The organism is Synechococcus sp. MEDNS5 (assembly GCF_014279875.1).
Lineage (GTDB): Bacteria > Cyanobacteriota > Cyanobacteriia > PCC-6307 > Cyanobiaceae > Synechococcus_C.
This window is the reverse complement of the sequence record NZ_CP047952.1, coordinates 826266-848103: the sequence shown is the minus strand read 5'-3', so window position 1 is coordinate 848103 and position 21838 is coordinate 826266. Positions and strand designations below refer to the sequence as shown.

Below are 21838 nucleotides of genomic sequence, written 5' to 3'. Positions count from 1 at the left end.
TGCGAACTCAGCTCACCAAGGGAGCACCTCACCATTGGCGTGCCAGAAGGTGCCGCTGGTGTCAAGATTGAGCGCATCGATGCGCGCCAGAAGACCGCTCACGGCCTGTTCAGGACTGATGCCCCTGGGGTTGAAGCCGATCATGCGAGTGCTCACCAAACCTGGATGCAGGATTGCCACGGCGATGCCTCGCGATCGCAGGTCATGCGCCAGCGACTTGCCAGCGCTGTTGAGCGCCGCCTTCGACATGCGGTAGCCGTAGGAGCCTCCGGAGGTGTTGTCATCGATGGAGGCCATGCGGCTGCTCATCAACGCCAGCTTGCCGCCGCTGGGCATCTGTCCCACCAGCGCTCGCACCAGCCGCAGAGGGGCGAGAGCATTCACCTCGAACTGATGGCGGATGGAGGCCTCGTTCAGCTGGTCGAACCCGATCGACTCCAGAACGCCGGCATTGAGAATCACCCAGTGCAGAGGCAGGCCATCGAGACGGCGGGTTAAGTCCGCGGGCATCCCCGGGTCCGCCTGATCCAAACCGGCCTCGATGCGCACATCAAGAGCCTGCAGCTCCAGCGAAGGCTCACGGCAGGCAGCAATCACATCGAAGCCACGGTCCCGCAACTGGCGGCAGTACTCCAGGCCGATGCCGCGATTGGATCCTGTGACAAGAACCGACGCCATCAACCAGAAGCAACCCACCCACATCCTGCCCATGCAGCGGCTCCATCGCCTGAAGACGGCTTGAATGGCGCGATCCAGGCCTGGATTGATGACCGTTGAACCACCTGCCCGACCTCCGCTGATCAAGCTGCTGCTGCGGGCACTGCGCATTGCCGCCAGCACCGCGGCCCTGGTGGAAGCGCTCCGCAATGACTGGCTGGGTGCGGGGCTGGCCGGCCTGGCCTGGCTGGTGTTCCTTCAGGTGGAACGGTCCCGGGCTGCAAGCGACACAGTGGAGCCGAGCGACCCATGAGCACCCGGATTCCGATCGAGCAGCTGGCCGCCTTCGCGGAGGCGCCGTTTCAGGGAAATCCCGCCGCCGTTTGTTGCCTGGACGCCTGGCTGCCGGATCAGCTGATGCAGGCGATCGCCACGGAAAACAACCTGTCGGAAACGGCGTTCCTCGTCGGCAGCGAAGGGGACTATCAACTGCGCTGGTTTACCCCGAGCTGTGAGGTGGAGCTCTGTGGCCACGCCACCCTGGCAGCCGCCGCTGTGGTGTTCCGCCGGGAACCGCAACGAAACATCCTGCAGTTTCAATCCCGCAGTGGTCCCCTCAGCGTGCACCGCGAGGAGGATCAAATCACCCTCGACTTTCCCGTGCAGCGGGCTCACCCATGCCTGCCGCCAGCAGGCCTGCAGGAGGCCATCGGCGCCACACCCCAGAGCTGCCTGCAGGGGGTGGATCTGATCGCCGTGTTCGCCGATGAAGACACGATTCGAACATTGCATCCGGATCCGGAGCGCGTGGCCGCCCTCCCGGGGCGAGGCTTGATCGCCACCGCTCCAGGCAAACACGTTGACATCGTGAGCCGTTTCTTCGCTCCGGGGTGCGGCATTCCTGAAGACCCCGTGACCGGATCCGCCCACTGCAGCCTCACCCCCTACTGGTGCGAAAGACTCGGCAAGACTGTGCTCAACGCCCGTCAGTTGTCCGCTCGCGGCGGCTCGCTGCGCTGCACGCTGCAGGGAGAGCGTGTGCTGATCAGTGGGCGGGTGATTCCCTACCTGAGCGGCAGCATCCAGGTGTAATACCTCACCTACCTACAGGCATCCCACTGTCAACGGCGGCTGATCCAGCTCCATGCCAACCAAACGATCAACGCCAGCAGCACCCAGGGCAACAGAGCCCGCAGCAGGAGCGCCGCCAGGAACAGCACCAGCACACTCACAGCCGTGCGCTTCACAAGCGCCTTGCTTTCATCGGTCATGTACTGCCAGCGCGGGAGGAGAGCCATGGATCCAGGTCGTTGATCGCATTTTTAGCTCCCTTGCGCCCAAGACGTAGCGGCAATTTGCAGGCAGCATGACTCCATGACCCCCCAGCTCCTCCAGCTCAGCACCGAAGCCCCCTTCCAGTGCCTGTCGCTCACCGCCGATCTGCATCGATTTGTGCAGGTGCATGGCGAACGCGACGGAGCCGTTGTGGTGGCAGCGCAACACACCACCACCGCCGTGATCGTGAACGAACTGGAGGAGAGGCTCCTGCTGGATCTGCAGCAGTGGCTCCGGCAGCTGGCACCTCCCACCTCGTCCTGGAAACACAACGACCTGGAGCTCCGGCCGGGCATTCCCGACGATGAACCCCGAAACGCCCATGCCCACCTGCAGGCCCTGCTGCTCGGCCATCAGACAACGGTGACGGTGCGCAACGGCGCGCTGCAGCTGGGCCGTTACCAGGACGTGATCCTGGTGGAGCTGGATGGCCCGCGCCAGCGCAGCGTGGCGCTGCAGTGGCTTTCGGCCTGATGCTGGGTCCTGACCCCCTGGGCCCGCACACACCGGATGCCGCCGTCAGCGCGGATGAGGAGGCGATGCTGGCGCGCATCACGGCAGCAGCCGCTGACCACGAACGCCTCGGCGTGCCTCGGTCCGTGATGGACCAGCTCAGTGGCATCGGCTGGCTGGGGCCGGTGGCGGCTGCCCCGCAGCAACGGGAGCGGGCCGAGCGGCTGGCCATGGCCGACGCAGCTGTGTGGTTCTGCTGGTCACAGCACCAGTCGCCTCTGCGCCTGCTGCAGGCCTCCACGAATCAAACGCTCAGACAGCGCTGGCTGACACGTCTGGCTTCGGGAAGCGCAGTTGGCGCCACGGCTTTTGCACACCTGCGCCGTCCGGGTCCCGCCACCCCCGTGGCCTCCCCCTGCAGCGATGGCTGGGAGCTGCAGGGCCATCTCGACTGGATCACCGGTTGGGATCTGGCCGATGTCGTCGCCGTGCAGGTGCGCGCCGGCCAAGCGCCCCACGCCCCTGTGCTGGCGCTGCTGCTCGACAAGCAGGCGCCCATCTCCCTGCCCCGTGGACTCACACCGGAACCACCCCTGGAACTGCTGGCCATGGGCGGCACCTGGAGCCGGCCGGTGAACCTGAACCACTGCCGGATCCCCGCAGACTGGGTGATCGGAATCACTCCGATCGCTGCGTGGACGCAGGCCGATCAAGCCCGCACGCGCCTGGCCAACCCAGCCGCCTTCGGCCTGATCCGGGCAGGGCTGGGCGATCTGCAGCAGCAGGCCCAACATCGCCGGGCGGACGGATGGATCACCGCAGCTCAGACCCTGATGGAAGACGCTACAGAGCTGCGCAGGCGTTGCTATGTGGCCGCCGACGATCCGGACAACCTCAGCGACAAGGCTCATCACGACCTGCGTGCTTCAGCGTTGGAGATGGCGGAGCGCTGCTGTCGCGCCGCGTTGGTGAGCCATGCCGGTGGAGCCCTTCGTGATGGTCACCCCAGCGGCCGGCGTTTGCGTGAGGCTCTGTTCCTTCAGGTGCAGGCCTTGATCACACCGGTTCAGGACCGCTTGATCGCAGGCCGAGATTATTCAGCTCACCTCAAGCCACACTGTGAACAGCTCTGATAATTGACGACCACCTGTGAGGCTTGTCTCGATCCCACCGGTCCTGATCACCGAAGACGGCAGCACTGTGCAGAACGCCGTAGACCGCCTGTCGTCCAATGTGTTTCCCCAAGCAACGCTGGCGCAGCTGCTCGCCACTCTCTTGCTGGTTGGCGTACTTGCACTGGCGGTGGGGGTGCCCATCGCCAGGCGACGCCGGCACGTGAGGCAGTTTGAACAGCGCATTCGCGAACGCCAGGATTCGCCGAAGAGCTGATGCTCTTCAGCCCTTCACGGTGTGGACCACAAGCCCGGAAACCGGATCGGTAACGCCCAGTTCCGGGGAAAGCTCCTCGAGCAGATCCCTCACTGAATTCAGGTGTTCAATCATCAGCGGACGTGCCGCCACAAGAGACTCCTGGCTGTCCCAGAGAGCCACGAAGCAGTAGGCGCGCTCGCCTGTTCGCGCCAGATACCGCTCACGCATTCCTTTGGGAGAGACCCAGGCCTCCACAGCACCGAGGTACTGCTTATCGCACCCCTGCTTCACTACGACGCGAACACAATTGAGGAAGTCCGCCATGAGATTGGAGCGAGTCTTGGCGCATCCTCTCAGAATTGTTGCCCGCGACGACGACCCAAAGGCTCGATCCAGTGGTCGCGAACCACGCGGTGCTGCAGCACGCGATTGGACACCCTGCAACCGAGATTGACGATCCCCTCATCCACCAGCCGACCGAGGCGCACCGCAGCGGCTTCTTCCGTCCGGGAGAATCCGTGTTGATGGGATGTGAGCCACTGCATCTCATCTTCCGTGATCACGCCCGTGGACAGGGATTCGAGAAAAAGCTCTCCGACGGTCATCAGCCCGATGTAACGAATTTGTTACATCCTGGCAGGTGCCAAAGCGCATCGCGGGATCGGTTTTTCCTTTTTGCAGCAGAAACAACAGCCGACGATCGTGAACTTTTTTTAAGGTGTTGTTACTTAAGCGCTGTTCCATGCAGCTGTCCCTCAGCCAAAAATTCGAGGTCGAGTCGCTCAAGCGCTTGATCGACACCACCGACAACGTTCAGGAGTTACGGTCCCTCGCTCGCGAGCTTGCCGACCTGTACATGCGCCAACGCGCAGCCACCGCCTGGGTGATCGCAGAACAATGAAACGACGCAACTGGTACAGCCTCTTCAGTCAGCTTCCCGACGCTGAGCTCGAGAAACTCGCACTGCTCCGCTTGCTCGAATGCAGCAACGGGGTGATTCAACATCAGTTCCGCGATGGCCATGAGGACGCCCTCTCCCCTGAGGAAACACGGGCGGCGATGGCCTTCTCGATGCGCTGCATCAAATCCATGGAAATCCCCCTTGGCGACGAGATCATCCGCTTCGAAGGCGAGACGGCTGACCTCTTCCAGGACATCCGCACGCTGTATGTCAATGGCATGAAACGCAACGACCCGGCGGCACGAGAGGAATTTTTCCTGGCTTCAAGCGCCAACCTCCAAGCCATTGGCTTGCCCCGACTGGAGCAGGCCAAACGCCGCTTGTTCAACGATTGCTATGAACTGCCCGTGCACACCCTCGACTGGGGCCTGGACTACATCAGGGGCTTTCTGACTTCCAGCCGCCGCTGAGCAAGCCGATGCTGGAGTACGGATCTCCCCTTGCACCCCCATTCCAGCAGGCGTAAGACAGACATATCCAATTCTTCAGGAGTCACGCGATGACACCTTTAACAAGCGCTTGCGCATGCCCAGATTGCATCTGCACCGTGTCCGAAAGCGAAGCCGTCCTCATTGATGGCAGTACTTTCTGCTCGGAGGCCTGCGCCAGCGGACACAAAAACCAGGAACCCTGCCACGGCAACGGGGCCTGCGGCTGCACCTGCAACGCCTGAGCCACGCCCCTTCAGAGCTCAAACACGGTTCCCAAAAGGTCGGCCGGATGAGCGAAACGATCTTCCCGGCCGATTTCGAGCTGCACCAACATCACGCCATGGGCGAAGAAACGCAGCGCCGAGAGCACAGCGAGGCCAACACAGATTGGGCAGTGAAGTATTCCCATGGGATGAGCATCGACCCCTTCCGAGGCAACAGCACCATTGCTTGCCATTTCTTGACCAAAGCCACTCTTGCGGCTAGTACAGATGTACTGCGCTATCGAGTGATGGAGTTCTGGAGTGTCCTCAGTGTCAACGACCTGCAACCCAGTCGCGGATCAAGCGTTTGCATCACTTGCCAGCACTTCCGCTACAGCTGTGACCAACAGGGACGCACGCTGCTGGGCTGCGACCGGCAGCATCAGCAACTCCCTCAGGGCACACACCTCACCCACCACTGCCTGCAGTGGGCTCCGCGCTGGCATCGTCAGGCTGGATGGGCACCGGAAGTGGCCTGAGGGCACCACAGCTCAGAAACCGAAAGCCACCGTGCAGGCTGCATTCACCAATTGCGCCTCCCCGCGACTCTCAGGGGAATGACCATCGAGAGTGCCGCTCCTGCAGTCGGCACGCATCGGCGCGCCATCAACCTTGAACGTGATCACATTGCCATTGGCGCGAATGCTGTCGTAATCCAGCGCATACGAACTGTCGGGCACAACAATGGTTGAGCTGCTGGCCTCGAAGGCACGACTCACAAGGTCACTAATCACGGCAGCGCCAGCAAGAGCGCCGAAGGTATTCCAACTCCAGCGGTTGGCAAACCCGGGCCCATACCAACGACCGTGATGGCCATACCAGTGGCCCTTGCTGTAACGGTGGTGATAGTGATAACCACCGCCATGGTGATAACCACCGCCATGGTGGTAGCCACCTCCGTGGTAGTGGTGACCAGCCCAGACAGAAGACGTGGAAGGCCCCTGCAAACCCAGAAGGCTCAACAGCAGAATTTTCAACCCAATCCGCAACCGACGCATCGATCAAGCTCCACTGACCTACTCACTTACAGACTTAGACACGCATTCACGCTCAGGTTGACGTTCCGAGGCAGGCCTGGCGGATTCTTCTTCTGCGCTACCCGATGGGGAGCACCAACGCAGCCCAACCGAGCCTCATCCGCATTCCTTTCTCAAACTCCATGCACCCTGACCAGTTGCCACCAATCGCCGGGCGGGAGCAGACCATCCAGTCCCTCAGGCTGAATCGCTCCAGGCCATGGATTTCACAAATCAACAGCACTCTCGAAGGCCAACAGGCCGCCTTCGCCTGTGCCCTGCACATGCATCAACCCACAGTGCCGGCAGGAGCGGATGGAGCTCTGCTCTCCCACCTTCAGTACATGTTCGATCGACCAGGGGAGGGGGACAACCACAACGCCGAGCCCTTCGCTCAGTGCTACCGGCGCATGGCAGAGCTGATCCCCGAACTGATCAGCGAAGGCTGCAATCCCAAAATCATGCTCGATTATTCCGGCAATCTGCTCTGGGGCGTGGAGCAAATGGGCCGTGATGACATCACCGAGGCCCTCCGCTACCTCGCCTGTGATCACCAGATGCAGGGCCATGTGGAGTGGCTCGGCACGTTCTGGAGCCATGCCGTCGCACCCTCCACCCCGATTCCGGATCTGGCCTTGCAGATCAGCGCCTGGCACCACCAATTCGCCGATCTCTTTGGCGACGAGGCGTTGCAGCGGGTGCAGGGGTTCTCCCTTCCGGAGATGCACCTCCCCAATCACCCCGACACCCTTTTTGCTCTGGTGAAGGCTCTGAAGGAATCCGGTTATCGCTGGATGTTGGTGCAGGAGCACAGCGTGGAGCAGTGCAACGGCACCCCCCTCGATCATGCCCAGCGTTACCTCCCCAATCAGCTCATTGCCAGAAACTCCCGCGGCGAAGAGCTCAGCATCACAGTGCTGATCAAGACCCAGGGATCCGACACCAAGTTGGTGGGCCAGATGCAGCCGTGTTACGAAGCCATGGGGCTGGGATCGCAGCAGCTCAGTGGCAAGACCGTGCCATCACTGGTGAGCCAGATCGCCGATGGGGAGAACGGCGGCGTGATGATGAACGAGTTTCCCGAGGCGTTCCGTCAGGCCAGCCGCCGGGTCCGGGATGGGGAAGGCAACGTCACAGCGCTCAATGGGTCGGAGTATCTGGCGCATCTCGATGCCATCGGCGTGGAAGACAAGGACTTTCCCCGGATTCAGGCCGTGCAGCAGCACAGGCTTTGGCAGGAGGTCGGTGATGCCGTTCAACCTGAAGCGATGACCTCAGCGATTGCGAAGCTCACATCCCTTGGGGAAGGGTTTTCGATGGAAGGAGCGTCCTGGACCAGCAACCTCAGCTGGGTGGATGGCTACAGCAATGTGCTGGACCCGATGCAGGCCTTGAGCGCACGCTTTCATCAGCGCTTCGACGCGACTGTTGCAGCGGATCCATCGGTGACCGCCAGCTCTGCCTATCAACAGGCCCTGTTGCATGTGTTGCTGCTGGAAACCAGTTGCTTCCGCTACTGGGGTCAGGGCCTATGGACCGAATTTGCCCAGGAGATCAACCGTCAGGGGGAAGCCGTACTGGCTTCCATGCCATAACAACCTGTGGGCTCAGCTCCCAGACCTGGATCGACGGCGCACAACCCTGCGCCCGTCAGGGGTCTGCTCAACTTCAGAACCAGCACTGGAGGCGGAGCTCTCCTCATTGAGGGTGACATCCTGTCCCTCGGGCTCACTCTCAGGAGGCTCCTGCTCGGCAATCAGCCCCACCACCACCGCGGCCTGAATCTGATCGCTCAGATCGCCAATCACCATCAGAGCCTTGAGGGTGAGCTCCAGTCGTGATTCCCGTGGCAGACCCGGGCGCAGCTTTTTCACCGAGCTCCAGAGCTCAAGCGCCACTTCTCTGAGGAGTTCCTTGTCTGCCATTCCAGGGACGAGCGATCCGATCGTTGTAATGAGCTCAACCTACCGTTCAGGGTGAAACAGGCCGTTCAGCGGATTGAAAAGGTCGGCTCAACGCGAGTGACCACCGCACCGGGGCAGAGATCGCGGGCAGCACGCTGGGCCTGCACGGGGTCTGCTGCTTCCAGCCTGATGATCATCGGGCCGTGCATGGAACCGCCGTAGCGGCGTAGATGAACTTCGTAGTCAGTCATGGGAGGCTCCCGAACAGATCGGGGAGCGATCGTCCCCGTGGCTTGAGCCTCGACCCGCCCTAGAGAAATGGCACTGAAAACTGGATGAGCAGCGGCTGAAAGCTCGCAGAGCACGTCAGAATGGCTTCATGCCTTTCACTCTTGTTTACGACGGCGGTTGTCCGTTCTGTCGGCATTTTGCCCTTCGCAGCGAGCTGCTCGGGGGTGTGCCCGACCTCGTGATCCGTGACGGCCGCAGCGATCATGAACTCAGAGCCATGCTCAGGAGGCGCGGTTACAACATCAGCAACGGCGCCGTACTGATGGACGGTGAGCAGATCTGGCATGGCAGCGAAGCCATCACCATGCTGTGCCGGAATCTCACCCCGAGCGATCCACTCCTGCGGGTTCTTCATGGCGTGTTCAGCAATTCAAAGCGAGCGAACCTTCTCTATCCAGGGCTCCTCGCAGCTCGGCAGATCGCCTTGGGCCTGAAGGGACTTCCCCTCGACCCCGATTACCGCGGAGCCTGAGAACTCAGGCTCTTCTCAACAGCTGACGACACTGCATCTGGGTGAAGGTCAACTTGGTGAGCGAACTCCTCAAGTTCAGCCTGCAATTCCAAAAGCATCAACGCAAGCGAACGGGCAAGGTCCCTGCCGAAGCTGGTCTCCATATGGGGTCTCAATCAGGGACTCATCAGTTGTAAGTGAGCTGTTTCAGCTGCCGTGGATTGTGTCAACGTGCCGTCACAGATGGACTTCAGCCGTGTTCTCTCTGCCAGCGGCTGTAGTTGGCGGCAGAAAACTTGTGGCCATGGCGCAGACCCACTTTGGCGACACAGATCGTGTCGCCATCGCAATGGTCCAATTCGCGTCGGATGTCGTCATTGCCACTGGCTTTAGCCAAGAACGTCTCCAGCTGTTTCATCGACATGGTCAGAACCTCCAGAAGGGGTTCTTCATCAGTAGGAGCACCAGCCGTGTATCGGGAGATACGTTGGAATTTCTTCCCGTGCCCAAGGCCCCCTCACAGGAGCAAACCGGGCTTGGGCGATGGATGACGCACAGGAACCGGAAGAGGCCTGCCTGGACCCTGCTGAGGCAGCACTCGGTAGCGCACGCGCGTCTGCACCTGGGATGCGCAGTGGGTGATCAGACCCACCAGGAGCACCAAAACAAGACCGGTGGCTGTGCGCTGCGTCATGCGGAGACCTCTCGCCTGGGCCAGATGCTGAGAAGCAACAGCGCAAGAGAAACGGCGGCCATGGGGCCATTGATCACGGCGCCCGGAGCTGTGGCCGTGGTCGGGATCGGACGCAACGCCGGCATGTAAAGGGCTCTCACGCCGTATTCGATCAATGTGAGCAGATAAAACAGGGGAATCATGCCTCGGTAGCGCAGCAGAACCAGCAGTTGCAGAAACGCCAGAATCAGCTGACTTAGACCCCAGAGAGCGAACAGCCCCACGATGGTGGCAGCCGCAGGTTCTGAGTAGGCATTCAGGGGAATGTGGGCGATCGACTGCGCACCACCATCGGCAGCCAGCAGGTGATGCTGACTGCGCCAAAGGGTCACCAGCATCAGCGGGATGAACAACCAGAGCGCCAGACGACGCCCTGGAAACACATTGGTGATGAGAGGCGGAAGAATCAGCCCTGGGTCAAGACGAGGCATGCGCTACAAGCGATTCATCGCCGGCCAACGATCACCGGCGGAGTCCCTCCGGCAACTCCCGGCAGCCCAGGAACCACTTGAGTCTGACCATCCCACTTGTCAAGGAAGAGCTTGTACAACACCTGGTCATCAAGGCTTTTGTTCAACGTGTCGTAGCGAAGGGCCTCCTGTTCAGCGATCTTCACCTCGGTCTGCGCCCGCAGAAGCTGCTGTTCAGCGATCTGCTTCTGCTCAATCGCCGCCCGGTATTCCTCGGCGATCTCAAGACCGGTGAGATCAAGTCCCACCACTTTCACGTAATCGAACTGATCAAGTTCCTCGGCCACGGTGCTGGCCACCAGTGCAGAGATGTCGTTCCACTCCGAAGCGATCGTGACCAACTCGTACTGCGAGAACACAGACTTGAGCGCTTTCAAGAGGGAGGGCTGAATGATCCGCGGATACACATCCCGGTCGCTGCTGGCAATCGTGCTGTAAACCCGACCCGCTTCATCAGGGCGCAGGGCGTACTTGATGGTGGCTGTGGCCTGGATCACCTGAAGATCCTTCGTGAGCGTGGCGAAATTCTCAGGCCGCACCTGGGTGCGGATGCTGAACGGCCACACCTGCTGAACCAGGGGCGCTTTCACATTCAGCCCCGGTTGCCGCGGCGTCCCGCTCACCTTGCCCAGGGTGGTGATCACCGCCACTTCGCCGGCGGGAACCACAAAAAGAGACTGCGCAAGCAGCAGCAGCCCAGCCAGAACAAGGGCCACGATGGCCACCAAGCCCCCCTCCGGACCTCCGGAGTTGACAGAACGCATCGGCGATGGACTTTGCATGCGGGGGTGGCGTCGGAGACGAATCACTTCACAAGTCCTAGCGAGAGGAATGCCGCAGTGCTCGCAGGCCCAGCAGAACCCTGGTAGCGTCCAGCCATCCTGCTTGGGTCCCGTGCTGAGAAGCCTTCTCTCCCTGCTCTTCGCCGCTGTGATGTGGGTGCAGGTCCCTCAGTGGCAGAACGATTGGTCCCAGTGCGCTGTTGACGTCCCTGATGTGAACTGTCATTGGTACATCACAGCGCCGGACAACACCTTCGGGGAGGGATTCAGCTGGGCCACAGCTCCCTGGTTCGACGTGAACGGTCTTTCCGATGTGGCTGAGCTCACCGACACCGTGGCCGGCCTGCAGCGCTGAGCCATGGCCAAAGTTCTTGCTGCCGGAGTGATCGCGCTGTTAATGCTTGTGGCTCAGCCGGCCCTCGCCGCAGACCTGCCCCTCACGGGCGTTTCGCTGGCTCCCTGTGATGCCGCGGATCCGGGGGCCCAGCCCAGTCCCTCAGCGGCCAGCAGGCCCACCATCACCAGTCCGGAAGGGGCCAGCTGCTACGTGCTGAGCGGCATGGTGAACAACCCCGGACGGCGTGCGGTCGTTGATACCGACGTGTATGCCCGGATCCTCGACCGCAGCGGCGAGCCCGTTCTTCAGAACCGCACCCGGGTGGGATCCATCGGTGATGTGGAGCCTGGAGAGCATCCCTTTGCTTTGCGATTGGCCGTCCCCACCGGCACTCCGGGGCCTTTTGAGGTCAAGAATGCCCGCGCCAGGGGATTCAGCGCACCGGTTCGCAGTCGGGCCACCGATGACGATGACCTGCTTCCCCTGGAACAGGGCGTGGTGCGCGCATCTCCTGCAGACCCTCTCTCCTGAACGCGGCGATGCGAACCGTTCTCTTCCTCTGCACCGGCAATTATTTCCGCAGCCGCTTCTCGGAACTCTGGTTCAACCATCAGATCGTCCTCCAGGGCCATGACGATGACGTTCACGCCGTATCAGCCGGTCTGAAGGTGACATCCGACAACGGCAACATCGGAGCGATGGCCGTCGAGGCCCAGATTGCATTGCAGCAACATGGTGTAGCCATTGATCCAACCCAACTGGCGATGCCCCGTCAGGTAAGCCGAGATGACGTGGAACAAGCCGATGTGGTGGTGGCCGTGGATGCCGATGCCCACAGACCGATGGTGCGTGAGTTGTTCCCAGATCTGGAAGCAAAGATCCGCTTCTGGAGCGTGAAGGATCTCGACGAGGTCGTCGCCGGTGATGATCCGATCGCGCTTCTGCAACACCAGGTCGATCAACTCATCAACGCGTTGATCACAGGCCACTGATGTTTCGGGTGTTTCGGGCCGGCGCAGCGATTCTGCTGATGCTGATCGGCATTGCCCTCATCGGTTATCACCCACGCGCCAAACGTCCCAACGACGGGATGCCGTCCCTGAAAGACAACAGACTGATGCCCCGCAATTCCATGCGCCGCTTGCGGGAGCAGCGCCAATGAGCCGATCTCCGATCCAGCGCATCGATCAGACCTTGTTCAACGCTCTTTCCGAGGAAGCCGCCCAGCGACCACGGCAACGTTTCAACCACAACTTCCACAAGGAGACTGAACCGGTTCAGCGCTTTCTCAACGTGCTGCAACCCGGCACCTACGTCTGTCCCCATCGTCATCTTCGCGATCAGGAGGGGGCAGGTTTCGAGTGCTTTCTTGTTCTGCAGGGAGCGATCGGCCTGCTGATCTTCAGCCCTGAGGGAGAGATTCTTCAGACGGAGACGCTCTCAGCATCCGGGCCTGTCCGCGGGGTGGAGGTGGCCGAAGGTCAATTCCACACGCTGGTGGCTCTTGAGCGCGACTCCGTGATTTTCGAACTGAAGCAAGGACCCTATGTTCCTTGCCAAGACAAAGACTTTCTCCAAAGCTTCCCCCAAGAACGGACTCCTGAAGCCGAACTTCAGGAGCGCAGCTGGCGTCATCGATTCCTCGAATCTCAGGCCCCACGGGCCCATCCGGGCAAAGACTGAATCAGTCTTCCATCGAAGCGAACAGCACTTTGTGACTGGCGACGACCTCGGCATCACTGATCGCGGGAGTGATCTCCATCTCGACGCCGAATTGGGCACGCCAAGGGGCGAGGTGGCGAAACAGTTCCTCTGTACCGCGGGCTTTCATCAGAGCTACCACCTGCCCTTGGCCAGGGAGGTGAGCCCGCTGAATCAATTCAAAGCCTTCAAAACAGTCGTTCTGACAACCTCCTTCGAAATAGTTGATGAATTCCCTGTACACATCAAGCTGACTGTCGATATCGGGAATCGTGCCGATCACGAAATAGAGCTGCATGGTTCTTCGAATCTCTGCCGCAAAAACCTAAGGGCAGCCAACGCTCGCAACGGTGTCTTGCGACACGGCTAGGGACTCTCAAAGAGAGAGAGCTGGTCCCTGTCTGCAGGCCGATCCCTGATCCAACCCGTGGGATCCCAACAACCCAGCAAAGGCTGCAAAGCCCTTAAGCCCGCTCCATCAACAGCCGCCATCCATCCATCCTCCAGCCCAGCAGGGATCACCACTGGCATGCGCGGGTGCAGAGGTCGAATCAGCGCATTGGGAGTGGTGGTGAGAATCGTGACACTGTCGATTTCGCTGCCATCAGCACCGAGCCAGCGCTCCCAGAGGCCTGCAAGCCAGAACGGTTGATGGTCGACCCTCCGAATCCGCCAGCCTTTTTCAAAGAAACAACTGGCTGGAATCAAACAACGTCGGTGACGCCAGGCCCCCCGGAACATGGCCTTGTCGTCGAGTGTTTCCACACGGGCATTGAAGGGTCTCGGCCCGCCTCCCGGGTCCTTGCTCCAGGAGGGAATCAGGCCCCAGAGCATCAGGGCAGCAGAAGTGTCCCTTTCGTCCCGGCGGAGCACCAGAAGAGGTTCTCCGGGAGCGATCCGATCTCGGGGTGCATAGCGTTCCCGATGCTCCGGGCTGAGATGCTGCTGCAAGGGCAACGGCAAGTCCGACACCGGAATCGAGAGAGCGAAGCGACCGCACATCAGACCACGATCGAGCAAGATGTGATCACACGATCGGATTCGATGAAGGAAGTCAGCGTCTTTGAACTTCTGATCCGCAATCTGGGACGCTTCGCCGCTGGGTCGGGTGTGGTGGCTCTTCTGGTGTGGCTCACCTGGGTCATGCTCGACGTTCAGCACATGAACTCTGGCTTCACCCTGCCTCAGTCGAGTTACTGACGGGAAGCCTCTTCAAGCTTTGTTCTTGAAGATGCGTTCAAGATCTTGTCGGAATTGTGATGTCGTGAGGGGCCGCTCGCCCGCACGTCGCCGATTTCTCACCATCAGCGAACCGATCCACCAGATCTGCAATGCAGCGAAGAGCGCACCGAAGATCAGCAAGCTGATCGTGGGAGCATTCATCGAGTCCATCATTCCAATCGAAAAAAAAGGACTGAAGCAAGAACTTCAGTCCAGTCAATGGTTAGTTCAAAAAGCCAGTGGTGGCATCAGGCTTCTGCACCTTGAGCGAGCGTGTCCGAAGAGGCGAAAGCATCGTCTGCAGTTTTGGTCTCAGGACGCATTTCGGGATTGAACCGGCGGACGATCAATTCATCGATGGCCAGGCGACCAGGACCAACTGTGAGCACGGCCGCAGCCGCCGCAAAGTAAAGACCGAGAAGCTCAAGCAGGTAAATGTTGAATCCTGCAGTAATCACTGCGTGATAAATCGCCACTGTGATCGTTCCCAGAATCGCAAGGGCACCGAAGCGGGTAAGAAGCCCGGTGATGAGGAGCCAGCTACCACCAATTTCGGAGAAAGCAGCGATGTAAGAAAGCACGATCGGAAATGGAAGGTGCAGCGGACGCACGAAGGCATCAGCAAAATTCTCGATATTGGCAAGTTTCTCGTAACCGTGATGAATCAGAAGTGCTCCTGTGAAGACACGAAGAACAAGTAAGCCCACGTCGGCGAGAAATGGCTTCGAAAGAATCGCTCTGAGCACGTCGTAACCCGTATGTTTCGAGAATGTAACGAATTAATCTGCAGGCTCGCGAGCTGAGCAGTCAATCCACTCGACTTTGAGCAGAAATACTTAGAACAACCCCATGCTCGGGCCACACTGCACGCGTGAAGCCGCCACAATGTTTACAAAGATAAAGTGCACTTGACATGAGCAGCGAAGCCCTTCTCACACTCTTCCTTGGTTTCGGCGCAGCCTTAACCAGCCTGGCTTTCTGGAAGCTGAGTCGCTATCAGTCGACAAACCGCTTGTAAAGCCAGCGCACGAACCCACCCACCACAGGCACGGGCGCAAAGGTCGGTCCAACGAAGTCGAAGTAATCGCGGTGATCGCAAACCTTCCCGTCGCTGTTAAAGCGCAAGCGGCTGGTTCCTGGGTAGATGAATTCGATGCCTTTGATCTTGAGCCCCATCTCCCATTCGATGAAGGCCATGTCCCCGTCGACGGCAATGGCGCTTGCGGTGAGATACACGTCATCGCAGCGACGCATCAAGCCATCCTGCGCCTCGATGTAAGCCTTGATGCCGCTGCGCTCCTGAGTTGGGTCTTGAAAGTGCACGTTGTCGTCATACAGCTCCCGCCATTGATCTTCGGTGGGTGCTGCCATGCCGTAAGGCTTGGTGAACAGGGATCGGAGGCGCTCTGCGTCCACGGATGACGTCGCAATAACCGGTTGAACCCTATGCGTAAATCAACAGTCTCTGCATAGGCTCCAGCACACCTTGAGCCAACGCCATGTCCGAACCGAGCTACCGCTACGAGCCCGTTGAAAAGTTCGGCGAAGGCCTCACCACCAACCGTCCCTGGAACACCAGCGCTCTGGCCGGAGTGGAGAGGCTGAACGGTCGCACAGCCATGGTGGGTTTTGCCGCTGCCGTGATCGGCGAATGGATCACGGGGTATGGCCCTGCCGGTCAGGTGATGGCACTGATCCGCTGGTATCTCAGTTGAAACTTGGGTCGGCGGCCGTGAGCTCGTGCAGGGCGCTGTAGTCACCAGCGTCCAAATCCGTCCCCTCTGCGCGCATCAGCAAACATGCCAACCCTTCTAGACCTCCGGCATCCAACCCAGCCAGACCGGCCTCTCGAAGAAACAGGTTCAGGTCCTTGCGCAGAAGGCTGGTGCTGAAGTTGGGATCGCTGTAGTCATGCGTCAGCATCCGCTTGAGCTTTTTGTCCACCGTTGGCGCATAAAGCGCCGACGGGCGCAGCACCTCCATGAAACGCTCCACGTCCAGACCTGAGGCCTGAATCAGCCTCAGGGCCAGCGAGTAGCCATGGGTGAGGCTGGCAATCAACTGGTTGAGAGCCAACTTTGATGCCGCGCCAGTTCCCACGGCGCCCATCCGCTTCGGCTCCAAAGCGAGGTGCTTCAGCAGAGCGCACTGCTGATCAAACACCGCCTGATCTCCGCCTGCCATGACCAGCAACCGGCCAGCCAATGCTTCAGGACGGCTTCCCAGCACAGGGGCTTCAAGATAAACACCGCCCTGATCCTGCACCTGGGTCTCCAGGGCCACGCTTTCGCTGATGCCCATGGTGCCCATCGGCATCACGCAACACTGTTTCAATCCGCCCAACGACGCCACCACCTCAGAGGTGATCGGGCCATCCCGCAGCACCGTGATCACCGTGCAGGCTCCCTCGATGGCCTGGGCAGGATCCTCCAAGAGCTGGGCACCGGCGGAAACCAGCGGTTCACAGCGGGCTGGATCCCTGTTCCAAACCCGCAGCGAACAGCCAACCGTCAACAGGCGGTGGCCAATGGCAGATCCAAGGAGGCCAGTCCCAAGAAGAACAACCTTGACCATCAGGCTGGAATCGTCTCCATTTCTGGCTCCAGGAGCAAATCGCGGGCGTTGTTGAGCCTGGTCATCATCTCGGGATCACCGCCTTTGTCAGGGTGATGCTGAACGGCCAGGGCTTTGTGAGCCCGCTTCACAGCCTGCTCAGTCAGGCGACCGGACAAGGCCAAGCCAAGGGTCTGGCGCGCACAGATCGCCTCGAAACCGGGATCCCGACCGAGGGGACAGCGTTCCCGCTGATGATTGGCCTGCCGAGGCTTGCGTTTGGAGCTGCTGCGTTTCCCGCCAGCGGCAGAAGAGCCTTTCGCTCCGAATCCATCTCCAGCCATCAACTCACGGGAACAATGGCTTCCCACCTTGCTCGATCGCCGATCACTGATCAGGTGCCCGAGCCGACAAAGGGTCTGGGATCCTGATCGAAGCGATGCTCAAAGGGCAGCGGAGTCGGTTGGTCGTGGCCTGCCAGAGCCGCTGTGCTCTCCAGGGCTTGCCTCAGCAGCCGGGCGCTGTGCAGAGGCATGTCGCGAGGCACCGAAATCCGGTCGCGCAGATAACGCAGAGCTGCCGCTGAGCCTGCAGCCGGCAGCACCGGTCCAGCACCCATCAAAGTGGTGAGTGCTGCGCGCAAGGGCTGATCAAAACCCTCCCCGAGAGGGCTGCGTGCCATCAGTGTGCTGCGATGGCGCAACACACGCTCGAGGGCTCTGGCCTGGGGAGTCACCTCTCCTTCAGACGGTGACCAGCGGCATTCCAGGGCACCCAGCCCCTCACCCTGATCCACCTCCGCGGCCATGCGCTGCTGCTGGGCACTGCCGTCAGACCAGCATCCGCCCATCTGCGGAGGTAGATCGTGAGCATGGGTGTGCACATCACTCTGGGTGCCGCGGTAGGTCTCAAGCTGCTCAAGGGCTGAAAGCCAACGGTCGATGCCGCCATGGGCTTCGCGCAGGGCAAACCCCTTGAAATAGGCCAGCGATGCGTTCATGCGCTCCACGTAGGGAATGAACACCAGATCCGCAGTGCCGGGTGTTGCCCCCATCGGATCATCAGGATCCAGCCAAGGCCCACCACCAAGGGCGATCGCCTCCTCCATCTGGGCGGCCACCCGCTGGAACTGATCCCGGGCGCGCCGTTCCTGATCCTCACGCAGGCCAGGAGAGCAGAGCCACACACACCAGGCACGGAACAGCAACCGTTCCAGCTCGCGCAGGCGCCTCACCCGCCGGTCATTCATGCCGGCTCCCACCGGTCCGAAGGCGCGTTCGAGGGCTTCGAGGATGCGATCGCTCTCGGTGATCAGGCGTCCATTGAGTTCCAGAGCCGGCAGCATTCCTGAGGGAACCAGTGCCGTGAACCAGGGCTCCTTCGGGCCATAACAGCGCATGGTGACCTTGCGGATCCGGTAAGGCACCCGGCGCAGCTCAAGCCAGAGCCACACTTTCTGGCAGTACGGGCACCAGGCGTGGTGGTCCCGGAACAACGTCACCTGCACATCCGCCACGGAGTGCCCGAACAGACGCAAGCTGGCCTGAGCGTTGGTGGGGCCTTCCACCCGCTCGGCTGCAGCCGGTGCCAGAGCCTCGAGGGCAGCCCAGGAGAGCGCCTCCGCCTTCGCCGACTCCTCAGTCATCACGTCCCCAGGTCTTGCCGCAGTTTGGCGGCAAGACGGAGACGAACGCCGGTTTGAGCCGAGCGATCAGCTGTAGACCTTGCCCATCAGGGGACCGGCCTGCTCATCGGTGAACACAGGTGTCACAGTCCAGTCGAGGCATTCCGCCCATTCAGCGGCGTGCTCATAGCAGACGCCGGCATCATCGGTTTCCACCAGGATCCAGCCCTGAACCGATCCGGGTGCGTGATAGCGCTTCCACGACTTGCAAGCTGGCATGGGAGCACCGGTCTGCATGAACTTGCGAGCCGCCTTCTCGTGAAAGCCGGTCTTGAAGTGCCAGTGCATGAGGAACAACATGGAATCACAAATAAGGGCGTTCTCAGTTAGCACGCCTGCGCTCGATCCGACAGCATGTCGGCGACAGCTCCGAGGATTCCTTGTCGATTCCAAGCACCACCGCGACAGGGAACGATCTGCTGACGCGCGAGCGGCAGGTTCGCCATCAGGGAAGTGGGATCAACGCCGGAGACGTGATCGGTTGCTGGCAGCTGCAGACCATCTGGCCCAAGGGGCGCAGCGAAGCCAACGCATTCAACGGATGGCTGCTGCGCAGCCTCGGCGCCTGCCTGGAGATCCGTGAAGCCGGCGATGACCATCTGCGCCTTCGCAATGCCGTCAACCTCGGCCCGGTGACCCTGCAGTTCAGCGGACCTGGGGAGCTAAGCGGAGGCAGACCTCTACTGAGCTTCCACTTCGAGCAGGTCAGGCTGACGCTTGGCGCCATCACCCTGCTGCAACGGTCGCTGCCAGCTCCAGCCGCCATGCGCAAACCGTTCTTCGCTTTGATCCACAGGGATGCAAGCGGCTGGCTGGCGGCTCGGGGGCGGGGAGGTGGGCTCGCCCTCTGGACGCTCAGGGATTAAGGCGTCGCTCGATCCAGTCGTCCCCACGGTCCCAGCAGCGGCGCCGATGGGGATGCGCTTTGAGATCGAGTTGCTCCACACGCTGAAGCTGAATGCGGATCAACAGCAGATGGGGCGGTGGTAGCTCCCCATCGGCGATCGCCTCAGGCCAGGGGCCAGCGGCCTCAAAAGGCTTCCCTGGATGGGGCCAGGCCCAGACGCAGCGACCACCGGGCGTCAACCGCTGCCAGTGGGCGTTCAGGGCCTCAGGATCGTCGCCATCACTCAACAACTGAGCGATCCCACGCAGGCGGAACTGTTCTCTGGCCTTGCGGAACAACCAGCACAGCTCCACCTGCCCCTGCCCACTGAGTTCGACTGGTTTCTCGCTACGGGCATCGGTGAGCAGCTCGAGGGCACCCTCATCACTCCAGCCTCGAAACACCAAGGTGCGCACCCGCGGCGTGCCATCGGCCGCCACGCTGGCCAACTGGAGCCAGCTGGCCCCTGGTGCCCGTCCCTCCCGCTGGCGGGCTGCCCGCAGCAAAGGCCGCCAGGGGGGCAACGACATCGAATGGATGGGATCAACCGGCATCTGGCATCCAGGGATCGAGAAAAGCCAGCGGACGGTTCATCGTTTCGGAAAACCCGAGAATGCCGCGATCCCGATGGACGTACAGCAGGGAGTCGTCCTCCTCCAGCAGGAACGTGCCTCCCCGCTGGGTGATGTAGCGATCATCGGGGACATACGTACCCCAGTGGCGCAGCACTTCATTCATGTTGCGCAAGCGCACCGTGGCCAGTTCGAACGGGCGTTGAAACCCGCCGCCGCCGGCCCGGCGGAACATCCCGGCACGGATCTCAGGCAGCACACCGGTGCTGATCACCTCATCGTCGCTGAAGCGCTGGGGCGCAGTGCGATCGCCGGTGTACCCACGCAACACTTCCGCCAGGGTGCCCGGAGAACCGATGCCTGCACACATGAGCAGCAATGAGGGCCATGCTCCGCCTGGGGCCTTCAGCCCTGGCGACAGCCCCAGGGCCTGGTGCAGGAGGGCATTCGGCTCCACCTGCAAGCGCTCAACCGGAAAGCCGGAGAACCCGCAGAAACGATCGGCACCCTCCTGGCTTCCGATCGCAATCGCCAAAAGCTGGATCCCGGCCTGGTCCAGCTGAGGCAGCGCAGGCACCAGAGCCTGGGCGTACTCCATGGAGTCGAAATCACCAAGCTGGGTGAGCAGCACCACCAGACGCCGGCAGCCTCGACCCATCCCAGGAACACCAGCGATGCGCTTCAGCAAAGACTCGGGGGCTTTCATGCTTTTTTCCAATCGCACACCGCTTCAAGCATCCAGCACAAAGCGATAGCGCACATCACCCTGCGCAAGCCTTTGGATCGCCACATTCACCTGATCCATCGGCAGATGCTCCACCAGGGGGCGGATGTTGTGGCGAACACAGAAGTCCACCATTGTCAGCAGACTGGCCGGAGAGGACAAGGGGCTGCCGGTGATCGACCGCCGCCCGGGGATCAGATCGAAGGCACCGACCTGAATCGGTTCCAGCACGGCCCCAAGCTGATGAAGGCGTCCCAGGGGTCTGAGCGAAGCCATCACCGCACTCCAGTCGAGGGGGTGGTTGACCGTATTGATCACAAGATCAAACCGATTCTGAAGATCGGGAAGCGCCTCCAGTTCCTCCACGTGATGCGCTCCAAAACCTCGCGCCTGTTCGGCCTTGGCGAGATTGGTGGTGATGGCGGTGACTTCACACCCCCAAGCCCGCGCAAATTGCAGGGCGATATGGCCCAGCCCACCGATGCCAACCACCGCCACATGGGCAGTGGGCGACACCGCTTCATCCACCAACGGCGCAAACACGGTCACGCCCCCGCAGAACAAGGGACCTGCATCAGCAGGATCCAGGCCTGGCGGCAGCGGAATCGCCCAGTCCTGCCGAGCCACCACATGACTGGCGAAGCCCCCCTGCCGTCCCACGATCGTGGCCTCCAGGGAGTTGCAGAGGTTCTGATCACCGCCGAGACAGAGGCTGCAATGGTTGCAACTACCGCTGATCCACCCCAAACCGCGAACCTCGCCGATCAAGCCGGGATCCACTCCCTCGCCCACAGCCGTGACCTTACCGATCACTTCATGACCTGGCACCAGGGGATATCGGCTGACGCCCCAGTGATTGCCGATCATTGAAAGGTCGCTGTGGCAGAGGCCGCAGTGCATCACCTCCAGCAGCAGCTCATCGGCAGCAGGCTCGAGAGCAGGCCGCTGGCCGCGCTCAAGAGGGGCCCCCGCAGATGGTGCTTGCCAGACAGAGATCACAGCGGGATCAGCAACAGTGCTCCCTTGTCTTTAGTCGTGCCGC

Annotated in this window: 42 protein-coding genes; 19 read left to right on the top strand and 23 right to left on the bottom strand. The window is 61.1% G+C overall.

What is annotated here, in order from left to right; genetic code table 11:
• Window positions 1-12: 12 nt before the first annotated feature.
• Window positions 13-678 carry an SDR family oxidoreductase gene (locus tag SynMEDNS5_RS04325; protein ID WP_186584936.1) on the bottom strand — a complete coding sequence of 222 codons (666 nt, stop codon included), beginning with the start codon at window positions 676-678 and terminating at the stop codon, window positions 13-15.
• Between the two features lie 64 nt (window positions 679-742).
• Here SynMEDNS5_RS04325 and SynMEDNS5_RS04320 point away from each other — a divergent pair, with 64 nt between their 5' ends.
• Both SynMEDNS5_RS04320 and SynMEDNS5_RS04315 read left to right on the top strand, forming a co-directional pair.
• Window positions 743-970: a hypothetical protein gene (locus tag SynMEDNS5_RS04320; protein ID WP_370593570.1), complete on the top strand. Its 228-nt coding sequence runs from the start codon at window positions 743-745 to the stop codon at window positions 968-970.
• A complete protein-coding gene (locus SynMEDNS5_RS04315) occupies window positions 967-1749 on the top strand; it encodes a PhzF family phenazine biosynthesis protein (protein ID WP_186584934.1) in 783 nt (260 codons plus the stop codon). The genes SynMEDNS5_RS04320 and SynMEDNS5_RS04315 overlap by 4 nt, the downstream gene beginning before the upstream one ends.
• 29 nt (window positions 1750-1778) lie before the next feature.
• On the opposite strand, the gene SynMEDNS5_RS04310 is transcribed toward SynMEDNS5_RS04315, so the two are convergent.
• Complete coding sequence (locus SynMEDNS5_RS04310) at window positions 1779-1955, bottom strand: hypothetical protein (protein WP_186584932.1); 177 nt, start codon at window positions 1953-1955, stop codon at window positions 1779-1781.
• 76 nt (window positions 1956-2031) lie between these two features.
• On the opposite strand from SynMEDNS5_RS04310, the gene SynMEDNS5_RS04305 reads away from it, so the two are divergent.
• Genes SynMEDNS5_RS04305 through SynMEDNS5_RS04295 form a run of 3 tightly spaced genes read left to right on the top strand, consistent with a single transcriptional unit; the run spans window position 2032 to window position 3834 of the window.
• On the top strand, window positions 2032-2466 hold the full coding sequence (locus SynMEDNS5_RS04305; protein WP_186584923.1) for a secondary thiamine-phosphate synthase enzyme YjbQ: 435 nt from the start codon (window positions 2032-2034) through the stop codon (window positions 2464-2466).
• The gene (locus SynMEDNS5_RS04300; RefSeq protein ID WP_186584921.1) at window positions 2451-3578 is read left to right on the top strand and encodes an acyl-CoA dehydrogenase family protein; all 1128 of its coding nucleotides are present in this window, start codon (window positions 2451-2453) and stop codon (window positions 3576-3578) included. The genes SynMEDNS5_RS04305 and SynMEDNS5_RS04300 overlap by 16 nt, the downstream gene beginning before the upstream one ends.
• A gap of 16 nt (window positions 3579-3594) precedes the next feature.
• Window positions 3595-3834 (top strand): hypothetical protein, encoded by a 240-nt coding sequence (locus SynMEDNS5_RS04295; protein ID WP_186584919.1) that lies wholly within the window; start codon window positions 3595-3597, stop codon window positions 3832-3834.
• A 6-nt stretch (window positions 3835-3840) separates the two neighbouring features.
• Here SynMEDNS5_RS04295 and SynMEDNS5_RS04290 read toward each other — a convergent pair whose 3' ends face one another.
• Window positions 3841-4140, bottom strand: coding sequence for a hypothetical protein (locus SynMEDNS5_RS04290; RefSeq protein WP_186584917.1), 300 nt, complete (start codon window positions 4138-4140; stop codon window positions 3841-3843).
• Window positions 4141-4169: 29 nt separating this feature from the next.
• Window positions 4170-4421, bottom strand: a complete 252-nt coding sequence (locus SynMEDNS5_RS04285; RefSeq protein ID WP_186584915.1) for a hypothetical protein — start codon at window positions 4419-4421, stop codon at window positions 4170-4172.
• A 137-nt stretch (window positions 4422-4558) separates the two neighbouring features.
• Between SynMEDNS5_RS04285 and SynMEDNS5_RS04280 the strand changes: the two genes are divergently transcribed.
• From SynMEDNS5_RS04280 to SynMEDNS5_RS13065, 4 genes are all read left to right on the top strand, one after another.
• Window positions 4559-4717: a hypothetical protein gene (locus SynMEDNS5_RS04280; RefSeq protein ID WP_186584913.1), complete on the top strand. Its 159-nt coding sequence runs from the start codon at window positions 4559-4561 to the stop codon at window positions 4715-4717.
• Entirely contained in the window at window positions 4714-5187 is a 474-nt protein-coding gene (locus SynMEDNS5_RS04275) for a hypothetical protein (protein ID WP_186584911.1), read from the top strand. The genes SynMEDNS5_RS04280 and SynMEDNS5_RS04275 overlap by 4 nt, the downstream gene beginning before the upstream one ends.
• 89 nt (window positions 5188-5276) lie before the next feature.
• A complete protein-coding gene (locus tag SynMEDNS5_RS04270) occupies window positions 5277-5450 on the top strand; it encodes a conjugal transfer protein TrbI (protein WP_186584909.1) in 174 nt (57 codons plus the stop codon).
• A gap of 47 nt (window positions 5451-5497) precedes the next feature.
• Window positions 5498-5950: a hypothetical protein gene (locus tag SynMEDNS5_RS13065; RefSeq protein ID WP_255440299.1), complete on the top strand. Its 453-nt coding sequence runs from the start codon at window positions 5498-5500 to the stop codon at window positions 5948-5950.
• Window positions 5951-5962: 12 nt separating this feature from the next.
• Here the strand turns inward: SynMEDNS5_RS13065 and SynMEDNS5_RS04260 are convergent, their stop codons facing one another.
• On the bottom strand, window positions 5963-6469 hold the full coding sequence (locus SynMEDNS5_RS04260) for a hypothetical protein (protein WP_186584907.1): 507 nt from the start codon (window positions 6467-6469) through the stop codon (window positions 5963-5965).
• Between the two features lie 161 nt (window positions 6470-6630).
• On the opposite strand from SynMEDNS5_RS04260, the gene SynMEDNS5_RS04255 reads away from it, so the two are divergent.
• The gene (locus SynMEDNS5_RS04255) at window positions 6631-8082 is read left to right on the top strand and encodes a glycosyl hydrolase family 57 (protein ID WP_186585834.1); all 1452 of its coding nucleotides are present in this window, start codon (window positions 6631-6633) and stop codon (window positions 8080-8082) included.
• Window positions 8083-8094: 12 nt separating this feature from the next.
• Here the strand turns inward: SynMEDNS5_RS04255 and SynMEDNS5_RS04250 are convergent, their stop codons facing one another.
• Together SynMEDNS5_RS04250 and SynMEDNS5_RS04245 are read right to left on the bottom strand one after the other, a co-directional pair.
• Window positions 8095-8412 carry a TIGR03894 family protein gene (locus tag SynMEDNS5_RS04250; RefSeq protein ID WP_186584905.1) on the bottom strand — a complete coding sequence of 106 codons (318 nt, stop codon included), beginning with the start codon at window positions 8410-8412 and terminating at the stop codon, window positions 8095-8097.
• A gap of 65 nt (window positions 8413-8477) precedes the next feature.
• Complete coding sequence (locus SynMEDNS5_RS04245) at window positions 8478-8642, bottom strand: hypothetical protein (RefSeq protein ID WP_186584901.1); 165 nt, start codon at window positions 8640-8642, stop codon at window positions 8478-8480.
• Window positions 8643-8770: 128 nt separating this feature from the next.
• Here SynMEDNS5_RS04245 and SynMEDNS5_RS04240 point away from each other — a divergent pair, with 128 nt between their 5' ends.
• Window positions 8771-9154: a DCC1-like thiol-disulfide oxidoreductase family protein gene (locus tag SynMEDNS5_RS04240; RefSeq protein WP_186584899.1), complete on the top strand. Its 384-nt coding sequence runs from the start codon at window positions 8771-8773 to the stop codon at window positions 9152-9154.
• Window positions 9155-9383: 229 nt separating this feature from the next.
• Here the strand turns inward: SynMEDNS5_RS04240 and SynMEDNS5_RS04235 are convergent, their stop codons facing one another.
• The 4 genes from SynMEDNS5_RS04235 to SynMEDNS5_RS04220 all read right to left on the bottom strand — a co-directional run bounded on the left by SynMEDNS5_RS04235 (window position 9384) and on the right by SynMEDNS5_RS04220 (window position 11118).
• Window positions 9384-9557: a Nif11 family protein gene (locus SynMEDNS5_RS04235; RefSeq protein ID WP_186584897.1), complete on the bottom strand. Its 174-nt coding sequence runs from the start codon at window positions 9555-9557 to the stop codon at window positions 9384-9386.
• Between the two features lie 93 nt (window positions 9558-9650).
• Window positions 9651-9827 carry a hypothetical protein gene (locus SynMEDNS5_RS04230; protein WP_186584887.1) on the bottom strand — a complete coding sequence of 59 codons (177 nt, stop codon included), beginning with the start codon at window positions 9825-9827 and terminating at the stop codon, window positions 9651-9653.
• On the bottom strand, window positions 9824-10297 hold the full coding sequence (locus tag SynMEDNS5_RS04225) for a hypothetical protein (RefSeq protein WP_186584885.1): 474 nt from the start codon (window positions 10295-10297) through the stop codon (window positions 9824-9826). Before SynMEDNS5_RS04225 ends, SynMEDNS5_RS04230 begins: the two co-directional genes overlap by 4 nt.
• A gap of 14 nt (window positions 10298-10311) precedes the next feature.
• Window positions 10312-11118, bottom strand: a complete 807-nt coding sequence (locus SynMEDNS5_RS04220) for a prohibitin family protein (RefSeq protein WP_186584883.1) — start codon at window positions 11116-11118, stop codon at window positions 10312-10314.
• A gap of 112 nt (window positions 11119-11230) precedes the next feature.
• Between SynMEDNS5_RS04220 and SynMEDNS5_RS04215 the strand changes: the two genes are divergently transcribed.
• The 5 genes from SynMEDNS5_RS04215 to SynMEDNS5_RS04195 are packed head-to-tail and all read left to right on the top strand — an operon-like array spanning window position 11231 to window position 13138.
• A complete protein-coding gene (locus SynMEDNS5_RS04215) occupies window positions 11231-11473 on the top strand; it encodes a hypothetical protein (RefSeq protein ID WP_186584881.1) in 243 nt (80 codons plus the stop codon).
• A 3-nt stretch (window positions 11474-11476) separates the two neighbouring features.
• Window positions 11477-11986 (top strand): hypothetical protein, encoded by a 510-nt coding sequence (locus tag SynMEDNS5_RS04210; protein WP_186584879.1) that lies wholly within the window; start codon window positions 11477-11479, stop codon window positions 11984-11986.
• A gap of 8 nt (window positions 11987-11994) precedes the next feature.
• Window positions 11995-12447 (top strand): low molecular weight phosphatase family protein, encoded by a 453-nt coding sequence (locus SynMEDNS5_RS04205; RefSeq protein ID WP_186584877.1) that lies wholly within the window; start codon window positions 11995-11997, stop codon window positions 12445-12447.
• A complete protein-coding gene (locus tag SynMEDNS5_RS04200) occupies window positions 12447-12617 on the top strand; it encodes a hypothetical protein (protein ID WP_186584875.1) in 171 nt (56 codons plus the stop codon). The genes SynMEDNS5_RS04205 and SynMEDNS5_RS04200 overlap by 1 nt, the downstream gene beginning before the upstream one ends.
• Window positions 12614-13138: a WbuC family cupin fold metalloprotein gene (locus SynMEDNS5_RS04195; RefSeq protein ID WP_186584873.1), complete on the top strand. Its 525-nt coding sequence runs from the start codon at window positions 12614-12616 to the stop codon at window positions 13136-13138. The genes SynMEDNS5_RS04200 and SynMEDNS5_RS04195 overlap by 4 nt, the downstream gene beginning before the upstream one ends.
• A 1-nt stretch (window position 13139) precedes the next feature.
• Here the strand turns inward: SynMEDNS5_RS04195 and SynMEDNS5_RS04190 are convergent, their stop codons facing one another.
• The gene (locus SynMEDNS5_RS04190) at window positions 13140-13454 is read right to left on the bottom strand and encodes a DUF3303 domain-containing protein (RefSeq protein ID WP_186584871.1); all 315 of its coding nucleotides are present in this window, start codon (window positions 13452-13454) and stop codon (window positions 13140-13142) included.
• A gap of 68 nt (window positions 13455-13522) precedes the next feature.
• Window positions 13523-14158 (bottom strand): SOS response-associated peptidase, encoded by a 636-nt coding sequence (locus SynMEDNS5_RS04185; protein WP_186585833.1) that lies wholly within the window; start codon window positions 14156-14158, stop codon window positions 13523-13525.
• Window positions 14159-14200: 42 nt separating this feature from the next.
• On the opposite strand from SynMEDNS5_RS04185, the gene SynMEDNS5_RS04180 reads away from it, so the two are divergent.
• Entirely contained in the window at window positions 14201-14356 is a 156-nt protein-coding gene (locus SynMEDNS5_RS04180; RefSeq protein ID WP_186584869.1) for a hypothetical protein, read from the top strand.
• Window positions 14357-14368: 12 nt separating this feature from the next.
• On the opposite strand, the gene SynMEDNS5_RS04175 is transcribed toward SynMEDNS5_RS04180, so the two are convergent.
• The 3 genes from SynMEDNS5_RS04175 to SynMEDNS5_RS04165 all read right to left on the bottom strand — a co-directional run bounded on the left by SynMEDNS5_RS04175 (window position 14369) and on the right by SynMEDNS5_RS04165 (window position 15793).
• On the bottom strand, window positions 14369-14539 hold the full coding sequence (locus tag SynMEDNS5_RS04175) for a hypothetical protein (protein WP_186584867.1): 171 nt from the start codon (window positions 14537-14539) through the stop codon (window positions 14369-14371).
• Between the two features lie 86 nt (window positions 14540-14625).
• Complete coding sequence (locus tag SynMEDNS5_RS04170; protein WP_186584857.1) at window positions 14626-15123, bottom strand: DoxX family protein; 498 nt, start codon at window positions 15121-15123, stop codon at window positions 14626-14628.
• 250 nt (window positions 15124-15373) lie between these two features.
• Window positions 15374-15793, bottom strand: coding sequence for a nuclear transport factor 2 family protein (locus SynMEDNS5_RS04165; protein ID WP_186584855.1), 420 nt, complete (start codon window positions 15791-15793; stop codon window positions 15374-15376).
• A gap of 83 nt (window positions 15794-15876) precedes the next feature.
• Here SynMEDNS5_RS04165 and SynMEDNS5_RS04160 point away from each other — a divergent pair, with 83 nt between their 5' ends.
• On the top strand, window positions 15877-16092 hold the full coding sequence (locus tag SynMEDNS5_RS04160) for a chlorophyll a/b-binding protein (protein ID WP_011932731.1): 216 nt from the start codon (window positions 15877-15879) through the stop codon (window positions 16090-16092).
• Here SynMEDNS5_RS04160 and SynMEDNS5_RS04155 read toward each other — a convergent pair.
• From SynMEDNS5_RS04155 to SynMEDNS5_RS04140, 4 genes are all read right to left on the bottom strand, one after another.
• Entirely contained in the window at window positions 16085-16951 is an 867-nt protein-coding gene (locus SynMEDNS5_RS04155; protein WP_186584853.1) for an NAD(P)-dependent oxidoreductase, read from the bottom strand. The two genes, SynMEDNS5_RS04160 and SynMEDNS5_RS04155, sit on opposite strands and share 8 nt — an antisense overlap.
• The gene (locus tag SynMEDNS5_RS04150) at window positions 16951-17274 is read right to left on the bottom strand and encodes a molecular chaperone DnaJ (RefSeq protein ID WP_186584851.1); all 324 of its coding nucleotides are present in this window, start codon (window positions 17272-17274) and stop codon (window positions 16951-16953) included. Before SynMEDNS5_RS04150 ends, SynMEDNS5_RS04155 begins: the two co-directional genes overlap by 1 nt.
• A 50-nt stretch (window positions 17275-17324) precedes the next feature.
• Window positions 17325-18575: a glutathione S-transferase family protein gene (locus tag SynMEDNS5_RS04145; protein ID WP_186584849.1), complete on the bottom strand. Its 1251-nt coding sequence runs from the start codon at window positions 18573-18575 to the stop codon at window positions 17325-17327.
• Between the two features lie 66 nt (window positions 18576-18641).
• On the bottom strand, window positions 18642-18914 hold the full coding sequence (locus SynMEDNS5_RS04140; protein WP_186584847.1) for a DUF3303 domain-containing protein: 273 nt from the start codon (window positions 18912-18914) through the stop codon (window positions 18642-18644).
• A gap of 80 nt (window positions 18915-18994) precedes the next feature.
• On the opposite strand from SynMEDNS5_RS04140, the gene SynMEDNS5_RS04135 reads away from it, so the two are divergent.
• Complete coding sequence (locus tag SynMEDNS5_RS04135; protein WP_186584845.1) at window positions 18995-19480, top strand: hypothetical protein; 486 nt, start codon at window positions 18995-18997, stop codon at window positions 19478-19480.
• On the opposite strand, the gene SynMEDNS5_RS04130 is transcribed toward SynMEDNS5_RS04135, so the two are convergent.
• From SynMEDNS5_RS04130 to SynMEDNS5_RS04120, 3 genes are read right to left on the bottom strand one after another with little or no spacing between them, the layout of a single operon-like run.
• Window positions 19470-20054 carry a pyridoxamine 5'-phosphate oxidase family protein gene (locus SynMEDNS5_RS04130; protein ID WP_186584843.1) on the bottom strand — a complete coding sequence of 195 codons (585 nt, stop codon included), beginning with the start codon at window positions 20052-20054 and terminating at the stop codon, window positions 19470-19472. The two genes, SynMEDNS5_RS04135 and SynMEDNS5_RS04130, sit on opposite strands and share 11 nt — an antisense overlap.
• On the bottom strand, window positions 20044-20778 hold the full coding sequence (locus SynMEDNS5_RS04125; RefSeq protein ID WP_186584841.1) for a peroxiredoxin-like family protein: 735 nt from the start codon (window positions 20776-20778) through the stop codon (window positions 20044-20046). Before SynMEDNS5_RS04125 ends, SynMEDNS5_RS04130 begins: the two co-directional genes overlap by 11 nt.
• A gap of 24 nt (window positions 20779-20802) precedes the next feature.
• Entirely contained in the window at window positions 20803-21795 is a 993-nt protein-coding gene (locus tag SynMEDNS5_RS04120; protein WP_186584839.1) for an NAD(P)-dependent alcohol dehydrogenase, read from the bottom strand.
• Window positions 21796-21838: the final 43 nt, after the last annotated feature.